Here is a 19,095-nt window from a genome sequence, read left to right as displayed (position 1 = left end):
GCCGGTGGCACCGGCAGGGAACTGGCCCGCCTGCTGGAAGGCGAACGGGACTACCGCGGATCGGAGCGGTACCGCGCCGACCGCGCCTACTGGCTGGAGCGGCTGGCCGGCCGGCCCGAGCCCGTGCGCCTCGTGGAGCGCGCGCCGGCGCCGATGACACGGCGGGTCCGCCGCACCGTCGAACTGCCGGCGGCCACGGCCGACAGGCTGCGTGCCGCCGCGGCGGCCGCGGGGGTCCGCCTGTCACGCCTGCTGGTGGCAGCCGTGGCCGCCTACCTGCACCGGGCCGGCGGCGAACAGGACCTCGTACTCGGCCTGCCGGTCACCACCCGGCAGGGGGCCGCCTCCGACCAGGTCCCCGGCATGGTGTCGAACGTCCTCCCGCTGCGCGTCGCCGTCCACGGCGGCATGACGGCGGCCGAGCTCGCCGGCACCGTCGGGCGCCGGATCGCGGAGACGGTCGAGCACGGGCGCTACCGTGCGGAGGACCTGGCCCGGGACCTGGGCCTGGTCGAAGGAGTGGCGGAACTCGTCGGCCCCACGGTCAACATCCTGCCGGACGTGCGGGGACTGCGCTTCGGGGACCTGGACGCCGACCTCCGCCCCGAGTGGCTCGGCCCGGTCAGCGACCTGGCCGTCACCGTCAGCCTGCCGGGGCACGGCGCCGGCCTGCGCGTCCACCTCGACGCCGACGCGGCCGTGTGCGACGAGCAGACCCTGAGCGACCACGAGCGGCGCTTCCGCATGGTCCTCGACGCCATGGCCGAGGACATGGACCGCCCCGTCGGCCGCATCGAGCTGACCTCCGGGGAAGAACGGGCCCGGCTGCTCGCCGAGTTCGCCGTCGCCCCGCGCGAGGCCCCCGAACTGACATGGCCCGCCGCCTTCGAGCAGCAGGTCCGCCGCTCCCCGGACGCCGTCGCGCTCGTCTGCGAGGACCGGCGGCTGACCTACGCGGAACTCGACGCCGCCGCCAACCGGCTGGCCCGACTGCTCGTCGCACGCGGCGTGGGCCCTGAGGACATCGTCGCCGTGGCCGTCCCGCGCTCACCCGAACTGGTCGTCTCCCTGCTCGCGGTGATGAAGGCCGGGGCGGCGTACCTGCCGCTGGACGCCGACCACCCGCAGGACCGGATCGCCTACATGCTGTCCGACGCCGGCGCGCGGACACTCGTCACCACGCGGGCGTCGGCCGGTGACCTGCCGGCCGCGCCGGCCGTCGCCCGGGTACTGCTCGACGACCCGTCCGTGGTCGCCGCGCGCGCCGCCCTTGACGATTCCGCCCTGGGCCTGCCGATCGCGCTGGACCGGGCCGCGTACGTCATCTACACGTCGGGATCGACCGGCCGCCCCAAGGGCGTGGTCGTCCCGCACGACGGCGTGGGCAGCCTGATCGCCACCGCGACGGACAGGATCGGCGTCGGCCCGGACAGCCGCGTCGTGCAGTTCGCGTCCGTCGGCTTCGACGTGACGGTCTGGGACCTGATCATGTCGCTGTGCGTCGGCGGGCGGATCATCGTCGTCCCCACCGAACGCAGGGTCGCCGGCCCCGCCCTGACGGACTACATCCGCGAGCACCGCGCCACCCATATGATCCTCCCGCCGTCGCTCGTCTCCGCGCTGCCGCAGGACTGCGAACTGCCCGAAGGGGCGGTGCTCGTGGTCGGCACGGAGGCGGTGCCCGGCGAGCTGATCGCCCGCTGGTCCGGCCGCCTGCGCGTCGTCGTCGCCTACGGCCTGACCGAGGCCACCGTCAACTCCACGCTGTGGACCGCGGAACCGGGCCTCCCAGGGCCCGCACCCATCGGCCGCCCCGACCCCAACACCCGTGCCTACGTGCTCGATGCGGCACTACGGCCCGTCCCCGTGGGCGTCGAGGGCGAGCTGTACGTAGGCGGGCGCGGCCTGGCCCGCGGCTACCTCGGCAGGCCGGCGCTGACCGCGGAGCGGTTCGTCGCCGACCCGTACGGTGCGCCCGGCGAGCGCATGTACCGCACCGGCGACCGCGTCCGGTGGCGGGCCGACGGCAACCTCGACTTCCTCGGCCGCGCGGACGGCCAGCTCAAGATCCGCGGCCACCGCATCGAGCCGGGGGAGATCGAGAGCGCGTTCATGGCCTGCCCCGGGATCGCCCAGGCAGCGGTCCTCGTACGGGACGACCACCGGGGAGTGAAACGCCTCGTCGCCTATCTGGCCGGCGACGGCGGTGCGGACACCGAGGCGAACGTGGGGGCGGCGCGGGCGCAGGTGTCCCAGGTGCTGCCGGAGTACATGGTGCCCTCGGCCGTCGTCGTCCTCGACGGCCCGCTGCCCCTGACGCCCAACGGGAAGCTCGACACCCGCGCGCTGCCGGAGCCGCGGTGGACCGCGATGACCGGCGACGCCGCGCCCACCACACCGGCGGAGACGGCCCTCGCCGGTCTGTTCGCCGAGGTCCTGCGCCTGCCGTCGGTCGGCGTCCACGACAGCTTCTTCGAACTCGGCGGCGACAGTATCGTCGCCATCCAGCTCGTCGGCCGGGCCCGCGCGGCGGGATTCGCGATCAGCCCCAGGGACGTGTTCCGCCACCGCACGGTGGCGGCGCTCGCACGCGCCGCGGCGCTCACCGCGGACGACAACGGGAGTCGGGGCGTGACGGGCGCGGTGCCCGCGCCGTTCTCGCTGGTGCGACTGACCGAGGAGGAGCGGGCCGAGTTCGAGGCCGCCGTCCCGGACCTGGTCGACGTCGTACCCGCCACGCCGCTCCAGGAGGGCTTCTTCTTCCACGCCGCCGTGGACGAGAGCGGGGCCGACGGCTACTCCGTCCAGGACACCCTCGAACTCGCCGGTGACGTCGACGCGGACACCCTGCGGTCGGCCGCGCAGCGGCTGCTCGACCGTCATCCGCTGCTGCGCGCGGCCTTCCGCCAGTGCCGGGACGGACGGATCGTGCAGCTGATCGGCGAACGCGTCGCCCTGCCGTGGCGCTTCGCCGACCTGTCGGAACTCGACGCGGAGCGGCAGCCCACAGCCGTCGACGACATCACGGCGGCGGAGCGGGCAGAGCGATTCGACCTCGGCGCCCCACCGCTGCTGCGGGCGGCGCTGGTCCGCCTCGGCCAGCGGCGCTCACTGCTGGTCCTGACGATGCACCACATCATCGTGGACGGCTGGTCGCTCCCGCTCCTCACACGGGAACTGCTGGACGGCTACCGTCCCGGCGCCGACACGGCACCGGCCTGCGAGCCGAGCGGAACCTACCGCGCGTACGCCGGGTGGCTCACCGGACGCGACCGTGAACAGGCCCGCAGCGCCTGGCGCGAGGCGATGGCGGGACTCGACGCACCCGCCCGGCTGCCCGTCCGCGCGGGTGAAACCGCCGGAACGGGCCGGACCGGCAGCATCACCCTCGAGCTGTCCCCGCAGGACACGGCGGCACTCACCGCCCGCGCCCGGCAGCTCGGGCTGACCCTCGGCAGTGTCGTACAGGCCGGGTTCGGCCTGGTGCTCGGCGATGCCGTCGGCGCCCACGACCTCGTCCTCGGCGCGACCGTCTCGGGCAGGCAGGCTCCTGTCGAGGGGATCGAGTCCCTGGTCGGCCTGCTGATCAACACCGTGCCGGCCCGCCTCCGATGGCGCCCCGAGCAGCCGCTCGCGCAGGTACTCACGCGATTCCAGGACGAACAGGCGGAACTGCTGGACCATCAGCACCTCGGACTCGCCGAGATCCAGCGGGCCGTCGGCCTGGGCGAACTCTTCGACGCGCTCGTCGCCGTGGAGAACCTTCCGGACGCCGGCGAGCCGGCCGACCCGTCGGGGCTCGTCCGCCTCGTCGGCTCGCACATACGCGACTCGGTGCACTACCCGCTGGCGCTCACCGTGCATCCCGGCGAGCGGCTCCGACTGCGCCTCGAACACGACCCCGCCCGGCTCGACGCCACGGCCGCAGGACGGTTCGCCGCCCGTCTGCGGGCGCTGCTCGACCAGGTCGTCGCCGACCCCGGACTGCCGGCCGGCCGGCTTCCCGCGCAGACGGCCGACGAGCGCCGCGAGACGCTCGACCTCCTCGCCGGGGAGGACCGCGCGACACCCGCGGACACGCTGCACGGGGCGTTCGCCGAACAGGTGCGCCGTACCCCGGACGCCACCGCCCTGGTCCACGACGGCGGGCGGACGACATACGCGGAACTGGATGCTCAGGCCCGTGAGTTGGCGGGCAGGCTCGTCGCGCGCGGCGTGGGGTCCGAGACAGTCGTTGCCGTGGCCGTGCCCCGCTCGGCCGGGGCGCTGGTCGCCCTCCTCGGCGTCCTCCAGGCGGGTGCCGCCTACCTGCCGGTCGACGTGGACCACCCGGCCGACCGCATCCGATACATGCTCGCCGACTCGCGGGCCCGAGCGGTCGTCGTCACCGAGGAATCGTGGGCACGGCTGCCCGAGCAGGACGGCATAGCCCCCGTCTTCCTCGGCCGCGGCGCGGCCGGCCACGACGGCGAGCACGCCCTCCCGGCCGATGTCCATCCCGACAGTGCCGCGTACCTGATGTACACCTCGGGGTCGACGGGCCGGCCCAAGGGCGTGGTGGTGACCCACGGAGCCGTCGTCGCCCAACTGTCCTGGACGGCCGAGCGGTTCGGGTTCGGGCCGGGGGAGCGCGTACTGCACCAGTACTCGACCGGCTTCGACCCTTCGGTACAGGAGATCTTCGCCCCGCTGCTGACCGGCGGGACGGTCGTGATCGCCAGGGCCGACGGACATCGCGACCCGGCGTATCTCACGGAGCTCGTCCGCCGCGAGCAGGTCACCAACCTCGACCTCGTGCCGTCGCTGTACTCGGCGCTGCTGGCGGAGGACGCCCCGCACGGTCCGTGGTGGACCGGCCTGCGCAGGGCGTTCAGCGGCGGCGAGGCGCTGCCGGCTCCGCTCGCCAGGCGCTGGCTGGAGCGCACCGGTGTGCCCCTCTTCAACGTCTACGGGCCGACCGAGGCCGTCATCCAGGTCACCAGCTGGGAGGCGGGCGCCGAGCCGGACGGAGAGGCCACCGTGCCCGTCGGACGGCCGGTGTGGAACACCAGGCTCTACGTCCTCGACCGGTATCTGCGCCCCGTTGCCGAGGGCGAGCCCGGGGAGCTCTACATCGCGGGCGCGCAACTGGCCCGCGGCTACCACGGACGCGCCGCGCTGACCGCGGAGCGATTCGTCGCGGACCCGTTCCGCGACCCCGCCGGGACCCTGTCCGACGGCGGGCAGGGCGGACGGATGTACCGCACGGGAGACATGGTCCAGTTCCGTGGAGACGGCGTGCTCACCTATCTGGGGCGCACCGACCACCAGGTCAAGATCAGGGGAAACCGGGTGGAACTCGGCGAGATCGAAGCACGGTTGCGTGAGGTGCCGGCGGTCGGCGACGTGGTCGTCGTGGCCAGGGACGACGACCGGGGCGTGAAGCACCTGGTGGCCTACGTGACCCCCGCGGCCGGGGCGACCCTCGACATCGAGGCCGTACGCGGCTCGCTCGGCGCTTCCCTCCCGGCGCCCATGGTGCCGAGTCGTTTCGTGGAACTCGACGCACTGCCACTGACCCCGGGCGGAAAGGTCGACCACGCGGCCCTGCCGGCCCCAGGGATTGGGCGGCACAAGGGACCGACTGTCCGGGAGGGACGCGAACGGCAGCTCTGTGGGATCTTCGCCGACGTGCTGGGCCTCGACGAGGTCCACGCGGACGAGGACTTCTTCATGCTCGGCGGGGACAGCATCCTGTCCATGTCGGTGTCCGGCCGTGCCCGCAGGGCCGGACTGGCGGTCAGCCCCAAGGACGTCTTCGAGCACCGCACGCCGGCCGCGCTGGCTGCGCGGCTCGCCGGCGCCCCCGAGGAGGCGGCCCCCGACCCGAGCACCGCCGCCTCCCCGACCACTGCTGCCTCCCCGGTGACCGCCGCCGACGGCATCGGCGACGTCCCGCTGCTGCCGATCGTCCACCAGCTCCGCGAGGACGGCGGGCCGATCGGCCGCTTCAACCTCTCGATGCTGCTCCAGGCACCCGCCGACGCCGACACGGGCACCCTGACAGAGGTTCTGCAGGCCGTCCTCGACCACCACGACGCACTGCGGCTCACGCTCTCCCGCATGGACCTCGGCCCGGCGATCCCCGCGCTGTGGTCGGCGCGGACACTCGACGCGGGCGCGGTCGACGCAGCCGCGCTGCTGAGAAGTGTCGACGTACGGGACCTGGACGACGCAGGACTCCGCGCGGTGATCGCCGCCGAGTCCGACAGCGCGGCGTCCCGTCTCGACCCCGACGCCGGGGTCATGCTCCAGGCCGTCTGGTTCGACACGGGCGGCGCCCGGCCGGGCCGGCTGCTGCTCGTCGTCCACCACCTGGCCGTCGACGGAGTGTCGTGGCGGGTGCTCATGGACGACCTCGCCGCCGCGTGGGCGGCCGTCTCGAACGGGGAGCGGCCCGTTCTGGAACCGGTCCCCACCTCGCTGCGCCGTTTCGCCCGGGACATCGCCGAGCAAGCCACCTCCCCCCGACGGCAGGCCGAACTCCCCTACTGGGCCGAGGCCCTGGCACCCGGCGCCGAACTGGTCCCCGGCGCCGGCCGCACCGGTACCGCCGGGACCGCGCGCGAGCACGTCGAGTCCCTGCCCACCGAGGAGACGCGTGCGCTGCTCACGGCGGTGCCCGCCGCTGCCGGGGCGGACGTCACCGAGGTGCTGCTCGCCGCCCTGCGCATCGCCGTGTCCCGCCGGCGCGGTGACGGGGACGGCGACCTGCTGGTGGATCTCGAACGGCACGGACGCGACGTTTCCGATCTGGACCTGTCGCGCACCGTCGGCTGGTTCACCGCCCTGCACCCCGTACGCCTGGCCGCCGCCGGCGACGCACTCGGCACCCTGGAGCAGGTCAAGGAGTCCGTGCGGTCGGCACCGGACTCCGGCGCGGGATACGGCATGCTGCGCCACCTCAACCCGCAGCTCGCGCCCGCCTTCGCCCGACTGTCCCAGGCGCAGGTGCTGTTCAACTACTTCGGCCGGATGCCCGCGGAGCAGACCCGCGACTGGGCACCCGCCGTCGAGAGCGACGCACTGTCCGTGGAACCGGACCCGGGCCTCGCCATGCCCTACCCGCTCCAGGTCAACGCCGTCTGCGCGGACACGCCCCACGGCCCCGAGCTGCGCGCCACCTGGACCTGGCCCGAGGGCGACGCGCTCACCGAGGAGGACGTGCGGGCACTGGGCGCCGCGTGGGCGGAGGCGCTGCGCGAACTCATCGCCGGCACCTCGAAGAACACCGGCCCCTCCCTGGTGACCGCCGACGCGCCGCTGGTCCGGCTGACCCGGCAGGAGACCGAACGGATCGAGAGCGTCAGCCCGTTCCCCGTCGCCGACATCTGGCCGCTGTCACCGCTTCAGGAAGGCATCTACTTCCACGCCAGCTACGACTCCTCCGCGGTGGACGTCTACACCGCGCAGGACACCTTCGACTTCGACCACCGCCTCGACATCGACCGGCTGCGCGCGGCGTGCGCGACGCTGCTGCGCAGGCATCCGAGCCTGTGCGCGGGCATCACCAGCGACGGGCTGCCCGGGCCGGTGCAGTTTGTCTGCCCCGCGGCCGAGCTGCCGGTGCCGGTCACGGAGGTGGACCTCACCCATCTGGACGAGCCCGAGCGGCAGAAGAGGCTCACCGAGATCGCCGACGCCGGCCGGCTGCGGCGGTTCGACCTCGCGGCGCCACCGCTGTTCCGGCTCGAACTGATCCGGCTGACCGGCACCACCGACCGCCTGATGCTCAGCCACCACCTGGTGGCCTGGGACGGCTGGTCGCAGTCGCTCTTCCTCGACGAACTCCTCTCCCTCTACGAGACGGGCGGCGACGACGCCGCCCTGCCGGCGCCCGGTAGCTACCGCGACCACCTGGCCCGGCTCGCCGAGCGGGACGTCGACGCGGCCCGCGACACCTGGCGCCGCGCCCTGGCCGGACTCGAGGAACCGACCCTCGTCGCGCGGGACCGCGGAGACCGGCCGGTGATCCCACGACGGCGCACCCTCGATCTGCCGCCCGAGCTCGGCGACCGTCTGCGGACGGCCGCCCGTGAACACGGGCTGACGATCAACGCGGTGCTGTCCACCGCATGGGCGCTCGTGCTGTCCGCGACCGTGGGCCGTCACGACGTGGTCTTCGGCACCACCGTCGCCGGACGGCCCGCGGACGTGCCCGGTGCGGAGTCGACGATCGGCATGTTCCTCAACACCGTGCCCGTGCGGGTCAGGCTCGAGCCCGACGAGCCGGTGGCCGGCCTGCTGCGCCGTGTGCAGTCGGAGCGTGCCGCGGTGATGGACCACGAGTACCTGGGGCTGGCCGAGCTCCAGCGGGAAGGCGGCCGCGGCGTCCTCTTCGACACCCTGTACGTGCTGCAGAACTTCGCCGACGAGAACGCGTTCCGGAAGCTCAGGGAACGGCACGGCATCACCGCCGTGGAAAGCGTGGACGCCACGCACTACCCCATGACCCTCGTCGTCGACCCGGCCCGGACCGTTCGCGTGAAGCTGGAGTACCGCCCCGACCTGGTCGACGACGAGCAGGCCGCGACCGCGCTGGAACGCTTCGGCACCCTGGTGGAGCGGCTCGTCGGCGACATGTCGGCGCGCGTCGGCACCCTCGACCTGCTCCTGCCCGCCGAGCGGGCCGCCCTGCTCACCGAGTGGGAGGCCGGCTTCGGGCCGGTGCCGGACGAGACCGTCGCCGACATGCTCGCGGCGCAGGTCGCCCGCACCCCCGACGCGGTGGCGCTGGTCTTCGGCGAGCGCGCGCTCACCTACCTGGAGCTCGACGCGCAGATCAACCGGGTCGCCCGGCTGCTGATCGCCCGTGGCGCGCGACCGGAGAAGGTCGTCGCGCTCGCACTGCCCCGTTCGATCGAGATGGTCGTGGCGCTGTTCGCGGTGCTCCGCACCGGCGCCGCCTATCTGCCCCTCGACCTCGATCACCCGGCCGACCGGCTGCGCCTCATGGTCGAGGACACCGGGCCACTGTGCCTGCTGTCCACGACGGCGGTCGCGCCCACCCTTCGGGGGCCCGCCGGCCCGGTCGCCCCGGAACTCCTGCTGGACGACCCGGCCGTCGCCGCCGAGCTCGCGGACCTCCCGGAGGGCTCGGTCACCGACGCCGAACGTCCCGCGTTCGCGCACGGTGTGCCCGGCCGGCTGGAACACCCCGCGTACGTCATCTACACCTCCGGTTCGACGGGCCGGCCCAAGGGCGTCGTCACGCCGTACCGAGGGCTGACGAACATGCAGCTCAACCATCAGAAGGAGATCTTCGACCCGGCGATCGCCTCTGCCGGCGGACGACGCCTGCGCATCGCGCACACCGTCTCCTTCGCCTTCGACATGTCCTGGGAGGAACTGCTCTGGCTCGTCGAGGGGCACGAGGTCCATGTCTGCGACGAGGACCTGCGCCGCGACGCGGAAGCCCTGGTGGCCTACTGCGACCGGCACCGGATCGACGTGGTGAACGTGACTCCCACGTACGCGCAACTGCTGATCGAGGAGGGCCTTCTCGACCGGGACGAGACCGCCCGGGACACGACGGACGAAGCCGCCGGCGGCCCCCCGGCCGCGACGTCCCGCGAACACGGCGGCAGGCACCGGCCCGCACTCGTCCTGCTCGGCGGAGAGGCCGTGTCCGACACCGTGTGGACCCGGCTGCGCCGCACCGAGGACACCTATGGCTACAACCTCTACGGGCCCACCGAGTACACGATCAACACACTCGGCGGATCCACCGCCGACAGCCCGACCCCGACGGTCGGCGTCCCCATCCGCAACACCCGGGCACACGTGCTCGACGCGATGCTGCGCCCCGTGCCGCCCGGCTGCCCCGGGGAGCTGTACATCGCGGGCACCGGCCTCGCCCGGGGCTACCACGACCGGCCCGGCCTGACGGCGGAGCGGTTCGTCGCCGATCCGTTCGGCGACCCGGGGGAGAGGATGTACCGCACCGGCGACCTCGTCAGGCAACGGCCGGACGGGCTCCTCGACTTCCTCGGCCGTACCGACGACCAGGTCAAGATCCGTGGCCACCGGATCGAACTCGGCGAGATCTCCGCGGCCCTGGCCGCCCACCCCCACGTCGCCCACGCCGCCGTCGTCGCCGTGGCCGACAGCGCGGGCGCGAAGCGCCTGGCCGGTTACGTCGTGCCCGAGGACGACGTCGAGGACGGGACGGCGTTGGTGCGGAGCCTGCGCGACCACCTGCGCGCTGCCCTGCCCGACTACATGGTCCCGGCGGCGCTGGTGGCGGTGGACACGCTGCCGCTGACCGTCAACGGAAAACTCGACGTCAAGGCCCTGCCGGCCCCCGACGTCACCCCACAGCGCTCCGTCCGCCCGCCCCGGTCGCCGCAGGAGCGGACACTCTGCGCGCTCTTCGCCGAAGTGCTCGGCCTCGCCGAGGACAGCGTCGGGACCGACAGCAACTTCTTCGACCTGGGCGGTCATTCGCTGTTGGCCACCAGGCTGATCAGCCGTGCGCGCACCGCGCTCTCCGCCGAGCTGGCGATCCGCGACCTCTTCGAGGCGCCGACCGTCGCCGAGCTCGTCGAGCGGGCCGCCCGCCCGGCCGCCACCGACCGCCCGGCCCTCACCGCAGGCGAGCGGCCCGCGGAACTGCCGCTGTCCCACGCCCAGCAGCGGCTGTGGGTCGTCCAGCAGATCGAGTGCACCTCCGCCGCCTACAACTTCCCGCTGGTGATGCGGATGCGCGGCACGCTCGACGTGCCCGCGTGGCGGGCCGCGCTCGCCGACGTGGCCGCACGCCACGAAGCACTGCGGACCGTCTTCTCCGAGCGTGACGGCCAGGTCTTCCAGCGGGTGCTGCCCGTCGAGCGGGCGCAGCCGGTGGTGGAGTGCCTCCGCGCCGACGAGGCGGAGGTTCCCGGCATCGTCGACGCCGCCGTCAACCGCCCGTTCGACCTCGCCGCCGAACTGCCGCTGCGCGCGACGGTCGTGGAAGTGGCCCCGGAGGACCACGTCGTCGTCCTGCTGCTGCACCACATCACCACCGACGAGTGGTCCGACCGGCCCTTCCTGCGCGACCTGGCCACCGCCTACGCCGCCCGCGCACGCGGCACCGCGCCCGAGTGGGAGCCGCTGCCGGTGCAGTACGCCGACTACGCGCTGTGGCAGCAGCGCCTGCTCGGCGACCCGGCCGACGCCCGGAGCCTGACCGCACGGCAACTGGAGTTCTGGCGTACGGCGCTGGAGGGCGCCCCGGAGGAGATCGAGCTGCCGGCCGACCGTCCCCGGCCCGCCCGGCCCGCCTTCACCGGCGCGGAACTGGACATCGCGTTCGACGCGGAGGTCCACCGGCGGCTGAAGCGGCTGGCCAGGGAGAGCGGCACCAGCATGTTCATGGTGGTGCACGCCGCCGTCGCCGCCCTGCTGCACCGCATGGGCGCCGGTACGGACATCCCCCTCGGCTCGCCCATCGCGGGGCGCGGCGACGAAGGACTCGACGACCTGGTCGGCTTCTTCGTCAACACACTGGTACTGCGGACGGACGTGAGCGGCGACCCGAGCTTCACGGAACTGCTGGCCAGGGTCCGCGCCACCGACCTGGCCGCGTTCTCCCACGCGGACGTGCCGTTCGAGGCCGTCGTCGAGCGGCTGAACCCGGCCCGCTCTCCCGCCCGCAACCCCCTGTTCCAGGTGATGGTCGGCTACCACAACCGGACCGCCGACGAGCTCCGGCTGCCCGGCCTGCGGGTGGCGGACGTGCCGTTCCGGATCAGGTCCGCCAAGTTCGACCTGGTCTTCAGTTTCACCGAGCAGACCGCGGCCGACGGCGCGGACGGCACCCTCGGCTGCCGACTGGAGTACGCCACCGAGCTGTTCGATCCGGACAGCGCCGAGCAGCTCGCCGAGTGTCTGCGGAGGCTGGTCGCGGCGGTGGCCGACGCACCGGAACAGCCGCTCTCCCGGGCGGAGATCCTCACCGCCGGCGAACGGGAGACGGTCCTGGAACGCTTCAACGCCACCGGCCGTGCGGTCGAAGAGGCGTCGCTGCCCGCCCTGTTCGCCCGGCAGGCCGCCGACCGGCCCGACGCGGTGGCCGTCGTGGAACGCTCCGAATCCCTCAGCTACGCGCAGCTGGACGCCCGCTCCGAGCGGATCGCACACCTGCTGGCCGCGCGGGGAGTGGGCACCGAGAGCGTGGTCGGCGTCGCCGTGCCCCGCTCGGCCGACATGGTCGCCACCGTGCTCGCCGCCCTCAAACTGGGCGCCGCCTTCCTGCCGCTGGACCTGGTCCACCCCGCCGACCGGCTCGCCTACATGATCGAGGACTCCGGTGCCGCCGTCGTCGTCGGCACCGAGCCGGTGGCCGGGAAGATCCCCGAAGTGACGGGTGTCCCCGTCGTGCTCCTCGACGCGCCGGACGTCACGGCCGAACTCGGCCGGCTCCCGCACTCCGCCGTGAACCGCCTGCCCGTGAGTCTCGACCAGGCCGCCTACGTGATCTACACCTCCGGTTCGACGGGCCGGCCCAAGGGCGTGGTCGTCCCGCACGAGGGCATCTCCAGCCTGGTCGCGACCGCGGTCGACCGGATGGGGCTGCAACGGGACAGCAGTGTCCTCCAGTTCGCCTCGATCGGCTTCGACGTCTTCGTCTTCGAACTGTCGATGGCGCTGTGCCACGGCGGCCGGCTCGTGCTCGTCCCCGACGAGGCGCGGGTCGCCGGGCCGGCGCTCACCGACTTCCTTGCGGAGCAGCGGATCACCCACATGATCCTGCCCCCGTCCCTGGTGTCGGCGCTGCCCGCCGGCTGCGAACTGCCCGAAGGGTCCACGGTCCTCGTCGGGACGGAGACCGTGCCACCGGACCTCTTCGAGCGCTTCGGCGCCACCGCCGACCTGATCGCCGCCTACGGACTGACGGAGGCCACGGTGAACTCCACCCTGTGGTCCGCCCGGCAGGCCGGGGGTCCCTCCGGCAGAAGCCCACAGGGAGGACGGCCCACCGGACGCGTACCGATCGGCAGGCCCGACCCGAACACGCTCTGCTACGTCCTGGACGCCCGTCTGTGCCCCGTCCCGCCGGGCGTGGCCGGAGAACTGTACGTGGCCGGGAGGGGTCTGGCCCGCGGCTACCTCGGCAAGGCCCCGCTGACGGCCGAGAGGTTCGTCGCTGACCCGTTCGGCCCGCCCGGCAGCCGGATGTACCGCACCGGGGACCGGGCCCGCTGGCGCAGGGACGGCAATCTCGACTTCCTCGGCCGGGTCGACACACAGGTGAAGATCCGCGGCTTCCGCATCGAACTGGGCGAGATCGAGGCCGCGCTCGCCGGCCATCCGGCGGTCGCCCAGGCGGCCGTGGTGACCGACCGCAAGGGCGACATCGTGCGTCTGGTCGGCTACGTCGTCCCGGAGAACGGCCCCGGCACCGGACCCGGACGCCCCGACACCGGACGAGGGACCGAGAGCCGCCTCGGGGCCGGCACGGGAGCTTTCGACCCGCAGGCGCTGCGCGCCCATGTCGCCGCCCTGCTGCCCGAGTACATGGTGCCCGCCCTCGTCGTACCGCTGGACGGTCCGCTGCCGCTGACCCCCAACGGCAAGCTGGACCGCAAGGCGCTGCCCGTACCCGACTGGTCGGGGATGACCGGTGACGCCCGGCCGGTCACCCCGGCGCAGGTCCGGCTGGCGGAACTGTTCTGCGAGATCCTGAAGCTGGAGGACGTGGGCGTCCACGACAGCTTCTTCGCACTGGGCGGCCATTCGATGGCCTCCATGCGGCTCGTGGGCCGGATCCGCACCGAGTTCGGGGTCGAGCTGAGCATCCGGGACGTGTTCGACGCACTGACCGTCGCCGGCCTCGCGGACAAGGTCGAGGGCGCGTCGGCCGCCCGCCCGCCGCTGCGACCGCTGGGGCCCCGCGCGGACGGCGCCCCCGCACCCGTCGCTCACGTACAGCGCCCGCAGTGGTCGGCGTACCGGCGGCATGCGGCGTTCGACCACGCACTCGTGCTGCGCTCGCCCGGCGGGCTGGACCACGAGGCGCTGTCCGCGGCGCTGGCGGACGTGGTGGCACGGCACGAACCGCTGCGCACCGTCTTCACCGAGCGGGACGGCGCCGTTCTCCAGGAGGCCGGCCCGCCGCCGCGGCTGGAGACCGAGCAGTGCGCAGAACTCGACGCCCGGCTCACCCGGCTCGCCGCGGGAGCACCGGACCTGACGCGGGAGCCGCCGCTGCGGGCCAGGCTGCTCACGGGAGCGGACGGGACACAGGCGCTGCTGCTGACCATGCACTACCTGGCCGCGGACGAATGGTCGGTCGTCCCGCTGTTCCGCGACCTCACCACCGCGTACGCGGCCCGGACCTCGGGCGCGGAGCCCGGATGGCCGCCCCTCCCGGTGACGTACGGCGACTACACCCACTGGGCGCACGAGACGCTCGGCGACCTCACCGACCCGGACAGCCCTGGCGGGCGGCAACTCACCTACTGGCGGCAGACGCTGAAGGACGCCCCCCGTTCCCTGGAGCTGCCGGCCGACGGGCCGCGCACCGACGCGGCGGACCGGTTCGGCCACGCCTGCGACCACGTCGCCTTCGTCCTCGACGAACAGCTCCACGCCGGCGTGGACGCGCTTGCCCGGGCCACCGGCACCAGCATGTTCATGGTGCTGCACTCGGCGCTCTCGGCCCTGCTCACCGCTCACGGTGCCGGCACCGATCTGCCGATCGGCACCATGGTCGCCGGCCGCGGCGACGACCGGCTGGCCGACCTGGTCGGCTGCTTCTTCAACACCGTGGTGCTGCGCACCGACACCGCGGGGGACCCGACCTTCACCGAGCTGCTTACCCGGGTGCGGGAGACGACGCTCGGCGCGCTGGACCGGGGGGAGGTGCCCTTCGACGAGGTGGCGCGGGCGACCGGTCTGCCGGCCCGGGGACCGCAGGTCATGGTGATCCACCACGAGCAAGCGGACCTGGGTGAGCTGGAGGGCGGCATGGGCTCCTTCCACGCCGTGCCCACCGGCTCCGCCAGGGCAGAACTGACCCTCAGCTTCTACGAGCCGCGCGGCGACGGACCGGTGCACTGCGAGCTGATCCACGCCACCGGACTGCTGGGACGGGCCAAGGCCCGGCGGCTCGCGGACGAACTCCGCACACTGCTGCGGAACGTGGCGGCCGACCCGGAACAGCCGCTCTCGGAACTGTTCACCGTGAACCCCATGAGGAGTGACGCGCTATGACGACCAACCCGTTCGAGGACCCGCAGGGCCGCTTCCTGGTCCTGGTCAACGACGAGAACCAGCATTCGCTGTGGCCCTCGTTCGCCGAGGTGCCCGCCGGGTGGCGCACCGTGTTCGGCGAGGACACGCGGGACGCCTGCCTCGCTTACGTGGAGGCCAACTGGACCGATCTGCGGCCGGCGAGCCTGATCGCGCGGCAGGGCTGAATCCGCTCAGGGACGGGCCGGCGGGGGTGGCGGGGTCTCCGCCACCTGACCGCCGGCCGTCGGACGTCCCGTCGGGCACGGGAGTCCGCGGCCATCCACGCGGGACGGTGATCGCGCCCCGCCGCGCGCCGGGACCGGCTGACGGTCGTCCACGACGCCCGGTCGGGGCAGGGAAGCCGGCGGCACCGCGGCCGGAAGCGTCGCCGGCTCCTGCCCGGCAGAAGAGCCGGCTGCGGGCGAAGGCGGGGGCGCGCGCACCGAGGCGCGAGCTTGTGGTGGTTGCCGCGCCAGGGTCCTGACGGCCGGCCTTCCACGGCCCTCGGGGAGTACGGGAGTTGATGGCATCCAGACGCGGAGCCTCCCGACCGCGCCCCGGTCAGGCCTTGGCGGCCGTCTTCGACGCCCCGCCGTCCCCCGGCTGACGGCGGCTGTCGGACCACGCCGACCACAGGTCGCCGTAGCGGCCGCCGGCCGCCACCAACTCCTCGTGCGTACCGGTCTCGACGACCCGGCCCCCGTCCAGGACAACGACGCGGTCGGCGGTCGCCGCCTGAGGGAGCCGGTGGGCCACCATCAGCGCCGTCCGCCCCTCAAGTGCCTTGAGCGCGGCCGCTTCCAGGACGCGGGCGCCGGCGCTGCCCGCGTCCGCCGTGGCCTCGTCGAGGATCGCGATCGGCGGATCGGCGAGGACCAGGCGGGTCAGGGCCAGATGCTGGGCCTGGGTCACCGTGAGGCGGTGGCCGCCCTCACCGACGACGGTGCCGAGCCCGTCCGGCAGCGCCTCCACCCACCCCAGGGCGTCGACCCGGGCGAGCGCGCCGCGCAGCTCCTCGTCGGTGGCATAGGGCCGTGCCAGCCGCAGGTCCTCCGCCAGCGGTCCGGCGAACACATGGACCTCCTGGCTGATCAGCGTCACCGCACGCCGGATGCCGGCCGGTCCGAGCTCCCCCGCGTCGACGCCGCCGAGGCTGAACGAGCCGCCGGACGGCGGATGGACACCGGCGATCAGCTTCGCCAGGGTGGTCTTCCCGGCCCCGCTGGCACCGACCAGCGCCACCCGCTCGCCGTCACGCACCTCGATGTCGACCTCACGCAGCACCGGATGCCCGGGCACGTACTCGTGGCTGAGCCCGTACACCTTGACGGAACCGTCGACCGGTACGGGGGCCCCGGCCGGGTCGTGCTCGGCCGGCAGGCTCGACACGCCGACCAGGCGGGCGAGGCTCGCACCGGCCGACTGCGCCTCGTCGATGAGGAAGAGCGCGGCGTTGACCGGGTTGAAGAGGCTGTGGAAGTAGAGCGCCGCCGCGGTCGCCGTGCCGATGCTCACGGAACCGTTGCCGACCAGCATGAAGCCGGTGACCAGGACCGACGCCAGACCGACGAACTCGGCGAGGTTCAGCCGCGAGAAGAAGCCGGACACGAGCCGGATGCCGCGCAGCGCGAGGTCGACCGCGTCCCCCGACCGCTGCTCCAGCAACTGAGCGTGCCTGCCGTTCAGCCGGAACGCCCGCACAGTCCGCACACCGCCGACGCTGTCGAGGAGCTGGTGCTGGAGCGCGCCGGTCGCCACCCGGTGTGCCGCGTACACCGGCGACGAGCGGGGGATGTACCACCGCACGGTGAGGACGTGGACCGGTACGGCCGGCAGGACGGCGAGCAGGAAACGCCAGTCCAGCACGGCGAGTCCGACAAGGGTGAGCACGATGGTGAGGACGGCGCCGCTGAACTCGGGAAGTGCCTGGCGCACCGCCTTCGTTATCAGCGTCACGTCGCCGGTCACCCGGGAGGTCAGGTCGCCGGAACCGGCCCGCTCCACCCGTTGCAGAGGCAGCCGCAGCGCCCGCTCGACGAACCGCTCACGCAGGCTCGCGAGCACGGTCTCGCCGAGCCGGGCGACGAGTGAGCTGCCGACCGCGGTGGCGACGCCCCTGACCGCCGCCACCGTGACGAGGAGGACCATCGGCAGCGTGAGGGAGCCGGGGCCGCGCTGCGCGACGACCAGGTCGACGATGCGGCCCAGCAGGGGAGCGGTCAGCATGCCGATGCCGGTTCCGAGGACGAGGACGGTCACCGCGGACACGGTCAGCAGCCGGTGGCCGCGCAGCAGCGTGCCGACGACGGCGAGGGTCCGGGCGCCGGAGGCGATCGGCAGAAGCTCACGGTCGGGTGTGCCGGTCGCACTCATCGTCGGGCCTCCGTCGTCTGCGGCTGCGCGTCCGGCGGCAGCTTCACCGGGTGCCGGTCCGCGTTCGGCGGCAGCTTCACCAGGGGCAGTTCTCTGTTCGGCCGCAGCTTCACCGGGTCCGGCTGCGCGTTCGGCGGCAGCTTCGAACCCTGCGGCCGGCTCATTGTGTGGGGCCGCCTCGTCGTGCGGGGCGCCGCCCTGCACGGCCGTCACGCCAGCACCACCGAGCGGTACGCCTCGTCGGTGGCGACGAGATCGGGGTGGCGGCTGTCCGCCGTGACGGCGCCCTCGTCGATCACCACCACACGGTCGGTCACGGCCAGCAGGGCCGGGCTGGTCGTGACGAGGATCGTCGTACGGCCACGGCGGAGTTCGCTCAGCCGGGCGGCGATCCGCGACTCGGTGACGGTGTCGACCGCCGTGGTCGGGTCGTGGATCACCAGCACCGGCGGATCGGCGGCCAGTGCCCGTGCCAGCGCGACCCGTTGACGCTGCCCGCCGGACAGCGACCGGCCGCGCTCGGTCAGCATCGTGTCCACCCCCTGTGGCAGGGCGCGTGCCACTTCGTCCGCCGCCGAGGCCGCCAGTGCCGGCCCGACGTCCACGGGGCCGCCGTCCCGCCCGGCCAGTACGTTGTCCAGCAGACTGCTCTCGAACAGGTCCGCGTCGTGGTGGGCGACGAGGATCGCGCCGCGCACTTCGGCCGGCGCGAGCGACGCCAGGGGCACTCCGTCGAGCTCGACCGTCCCTTCTGCGGGATCGAGTTCGCGGCCGAGGCACAGCAGGAGGTCGCTCGCCGCGGCCGGGTCCCTCGCGACGACGCCGACGAGGCTTCCCGCGCCGATGTCGAGGTCGGTCCCGCGCAGCGCCCCGTACGTGACGCCGCGCAGCCGCAGTGCGCCGGTGACCGGGCCGGGCAGCGCGGCCGTCCCCACGGGCACCGCGGGCGGCGACGCCAGCACCTCCGCGATCCGGTCGGCGGAGGCACGTCCCTGCGCGAACTCGCCGCTGACGTAGGTGAGCAGCTGGAACGGGCCGAGCAGGAACTGGGCGAGCCCCACGGCCGCCACCAGGTCGCCGATGCTGATCTCGCCCCGCATCGCCAGGTGCGCGCCGACCAGTCCGATGGCGGCGATGAAGACCCCGGTGAGGGCGAGGATCGCGCCGTCGTGCCAGGCCCGGCTGCGGGCCGCGCGCAGGGCCGCCGCCAAGGAGTCCTGGCTGGTGCGCCGGTACCGGGACACCGCGGCCTGCTCCGCCCCGATGCCCTTGAGCACCCGCAGGCCCGCCACCAGGTCGGCGGCGACGCCCGAGGCGTGGGCGGCGCGCTCCTGCTCGACCTCGCTGCGCCGTTCGAGCGGCCGGCTGATGCGGTGGCCGATCCACAGCAGGGGCGGGACGCCGAGCAGGATCAGCAGACCGAGGGGTACCGAGATCCGCAGCAGCACCACCGCGCTGACGGCC

The 19,095-nt window shown here is 73.8% G+C and carries 5 protein-coding genes; 2 read left to right on the top strand and 3 right to left on the bottom strand.

The window, feature by feature from the left end; translation table 11 throughout:
- Together ACWGH4_RS13130 and ACWGH4_RS13125 are read left to right on the top strand one after the other, a co-directional pair.
- A partial coding sequence (locus tag ACWGH4_RS13130) for an amino acid adenylation domain-containing protein (RefSeq protein WP_453459453.1) occupies positions 1–15,237 on the top strand: 15,237 nt, incomplete at its 5' end.
- A complete protein-coding gene (locus ACWGH4_RS13125; protein ID WP_189465074.1) occupies positions 15,234–15,443 on the top strand; it encodes an MbtH family protein in 210 nt (69 codons plus the stop codon). The genes ACWGH4_RS13130 and ACWGH4_RS13125, both read left to right, overlap by 4 nt.
- A 376-nt stretch (positions 15,444–15,819) precedes the next feature.
- Here the strand turns inward: ACWGH4_RS13125 and ACWGH4_RS13120 are convergent, their stop codons facing one another.
- From ACWGH4_RS13120 to ACWGH4_RS13110, 3 genes are all read right to left on the bottom strand, one after another.
- Positions 15,820–17,631, bottom strand: a complete 1,812-nt coding sequence (locus ACWGH4_RS13120; protein ID WP_453459449.1) for an ABC transporter ATP-binding protein — start codon at positions 17,629–17,631, stop codon at positions 15,820–15,822.
- Complete coding sequence (locus ACWGH4_RS13115) at positions 17,628–17,795, bottom strand: hypothetical protein (RefSeq protein WP_453459446.1); 168 nt, start codon at positions 17,793–17,795, stop codon at positions 17,628–17,630. Before ACWGH4_RS13115 ends, ACWGH4_RS13120 begins: the two co-directional genes overlap by 4 nt.
- Positions 17,796–17,840: 45 nt before the next feature.
- Positions 17,841–19,095, bottom strand: a 1,255-nt coding sequence (locus tag ACWGH4_RS13110) for an ABC transporter ATP-binding protein (RefSeq protein WP_453459443.1), incomplete at its 5' end; no start/stop codon positions are given.

The organism is Streptomyces sp. NPDC054847 (assembly GCF_053610925.1).
Note: the sequence above shows the minus strand (reverse complement) of the source record. Positions and strands in the feature narration are given on the sequence as shown.

Coding starts and splice junctions, on each gene's coding strand:
- ACWGH4_RS13125 (WP_189465074.1), top strand. CDS start 15,234: ATGACGACCAACCCGTTCGAGGACCCGCAGGGCCGCTTCCTGGTCCTG.
- ACWGH4_RS13120 (WP_453459449.1), bottom strand. CDS start 17,631: ATGAGTGCGACCGGCACACCCGACCGTGAGCTTCTGCCGATCGCCTCC.
- ACWGH4_RS13115 (WP_453459446.1), bottom strand. CDS start 17,795: ATGAGCCGGCCGCAGGGTTCGAAGCTGCCGCCGAACGCGCAGCCGGAC.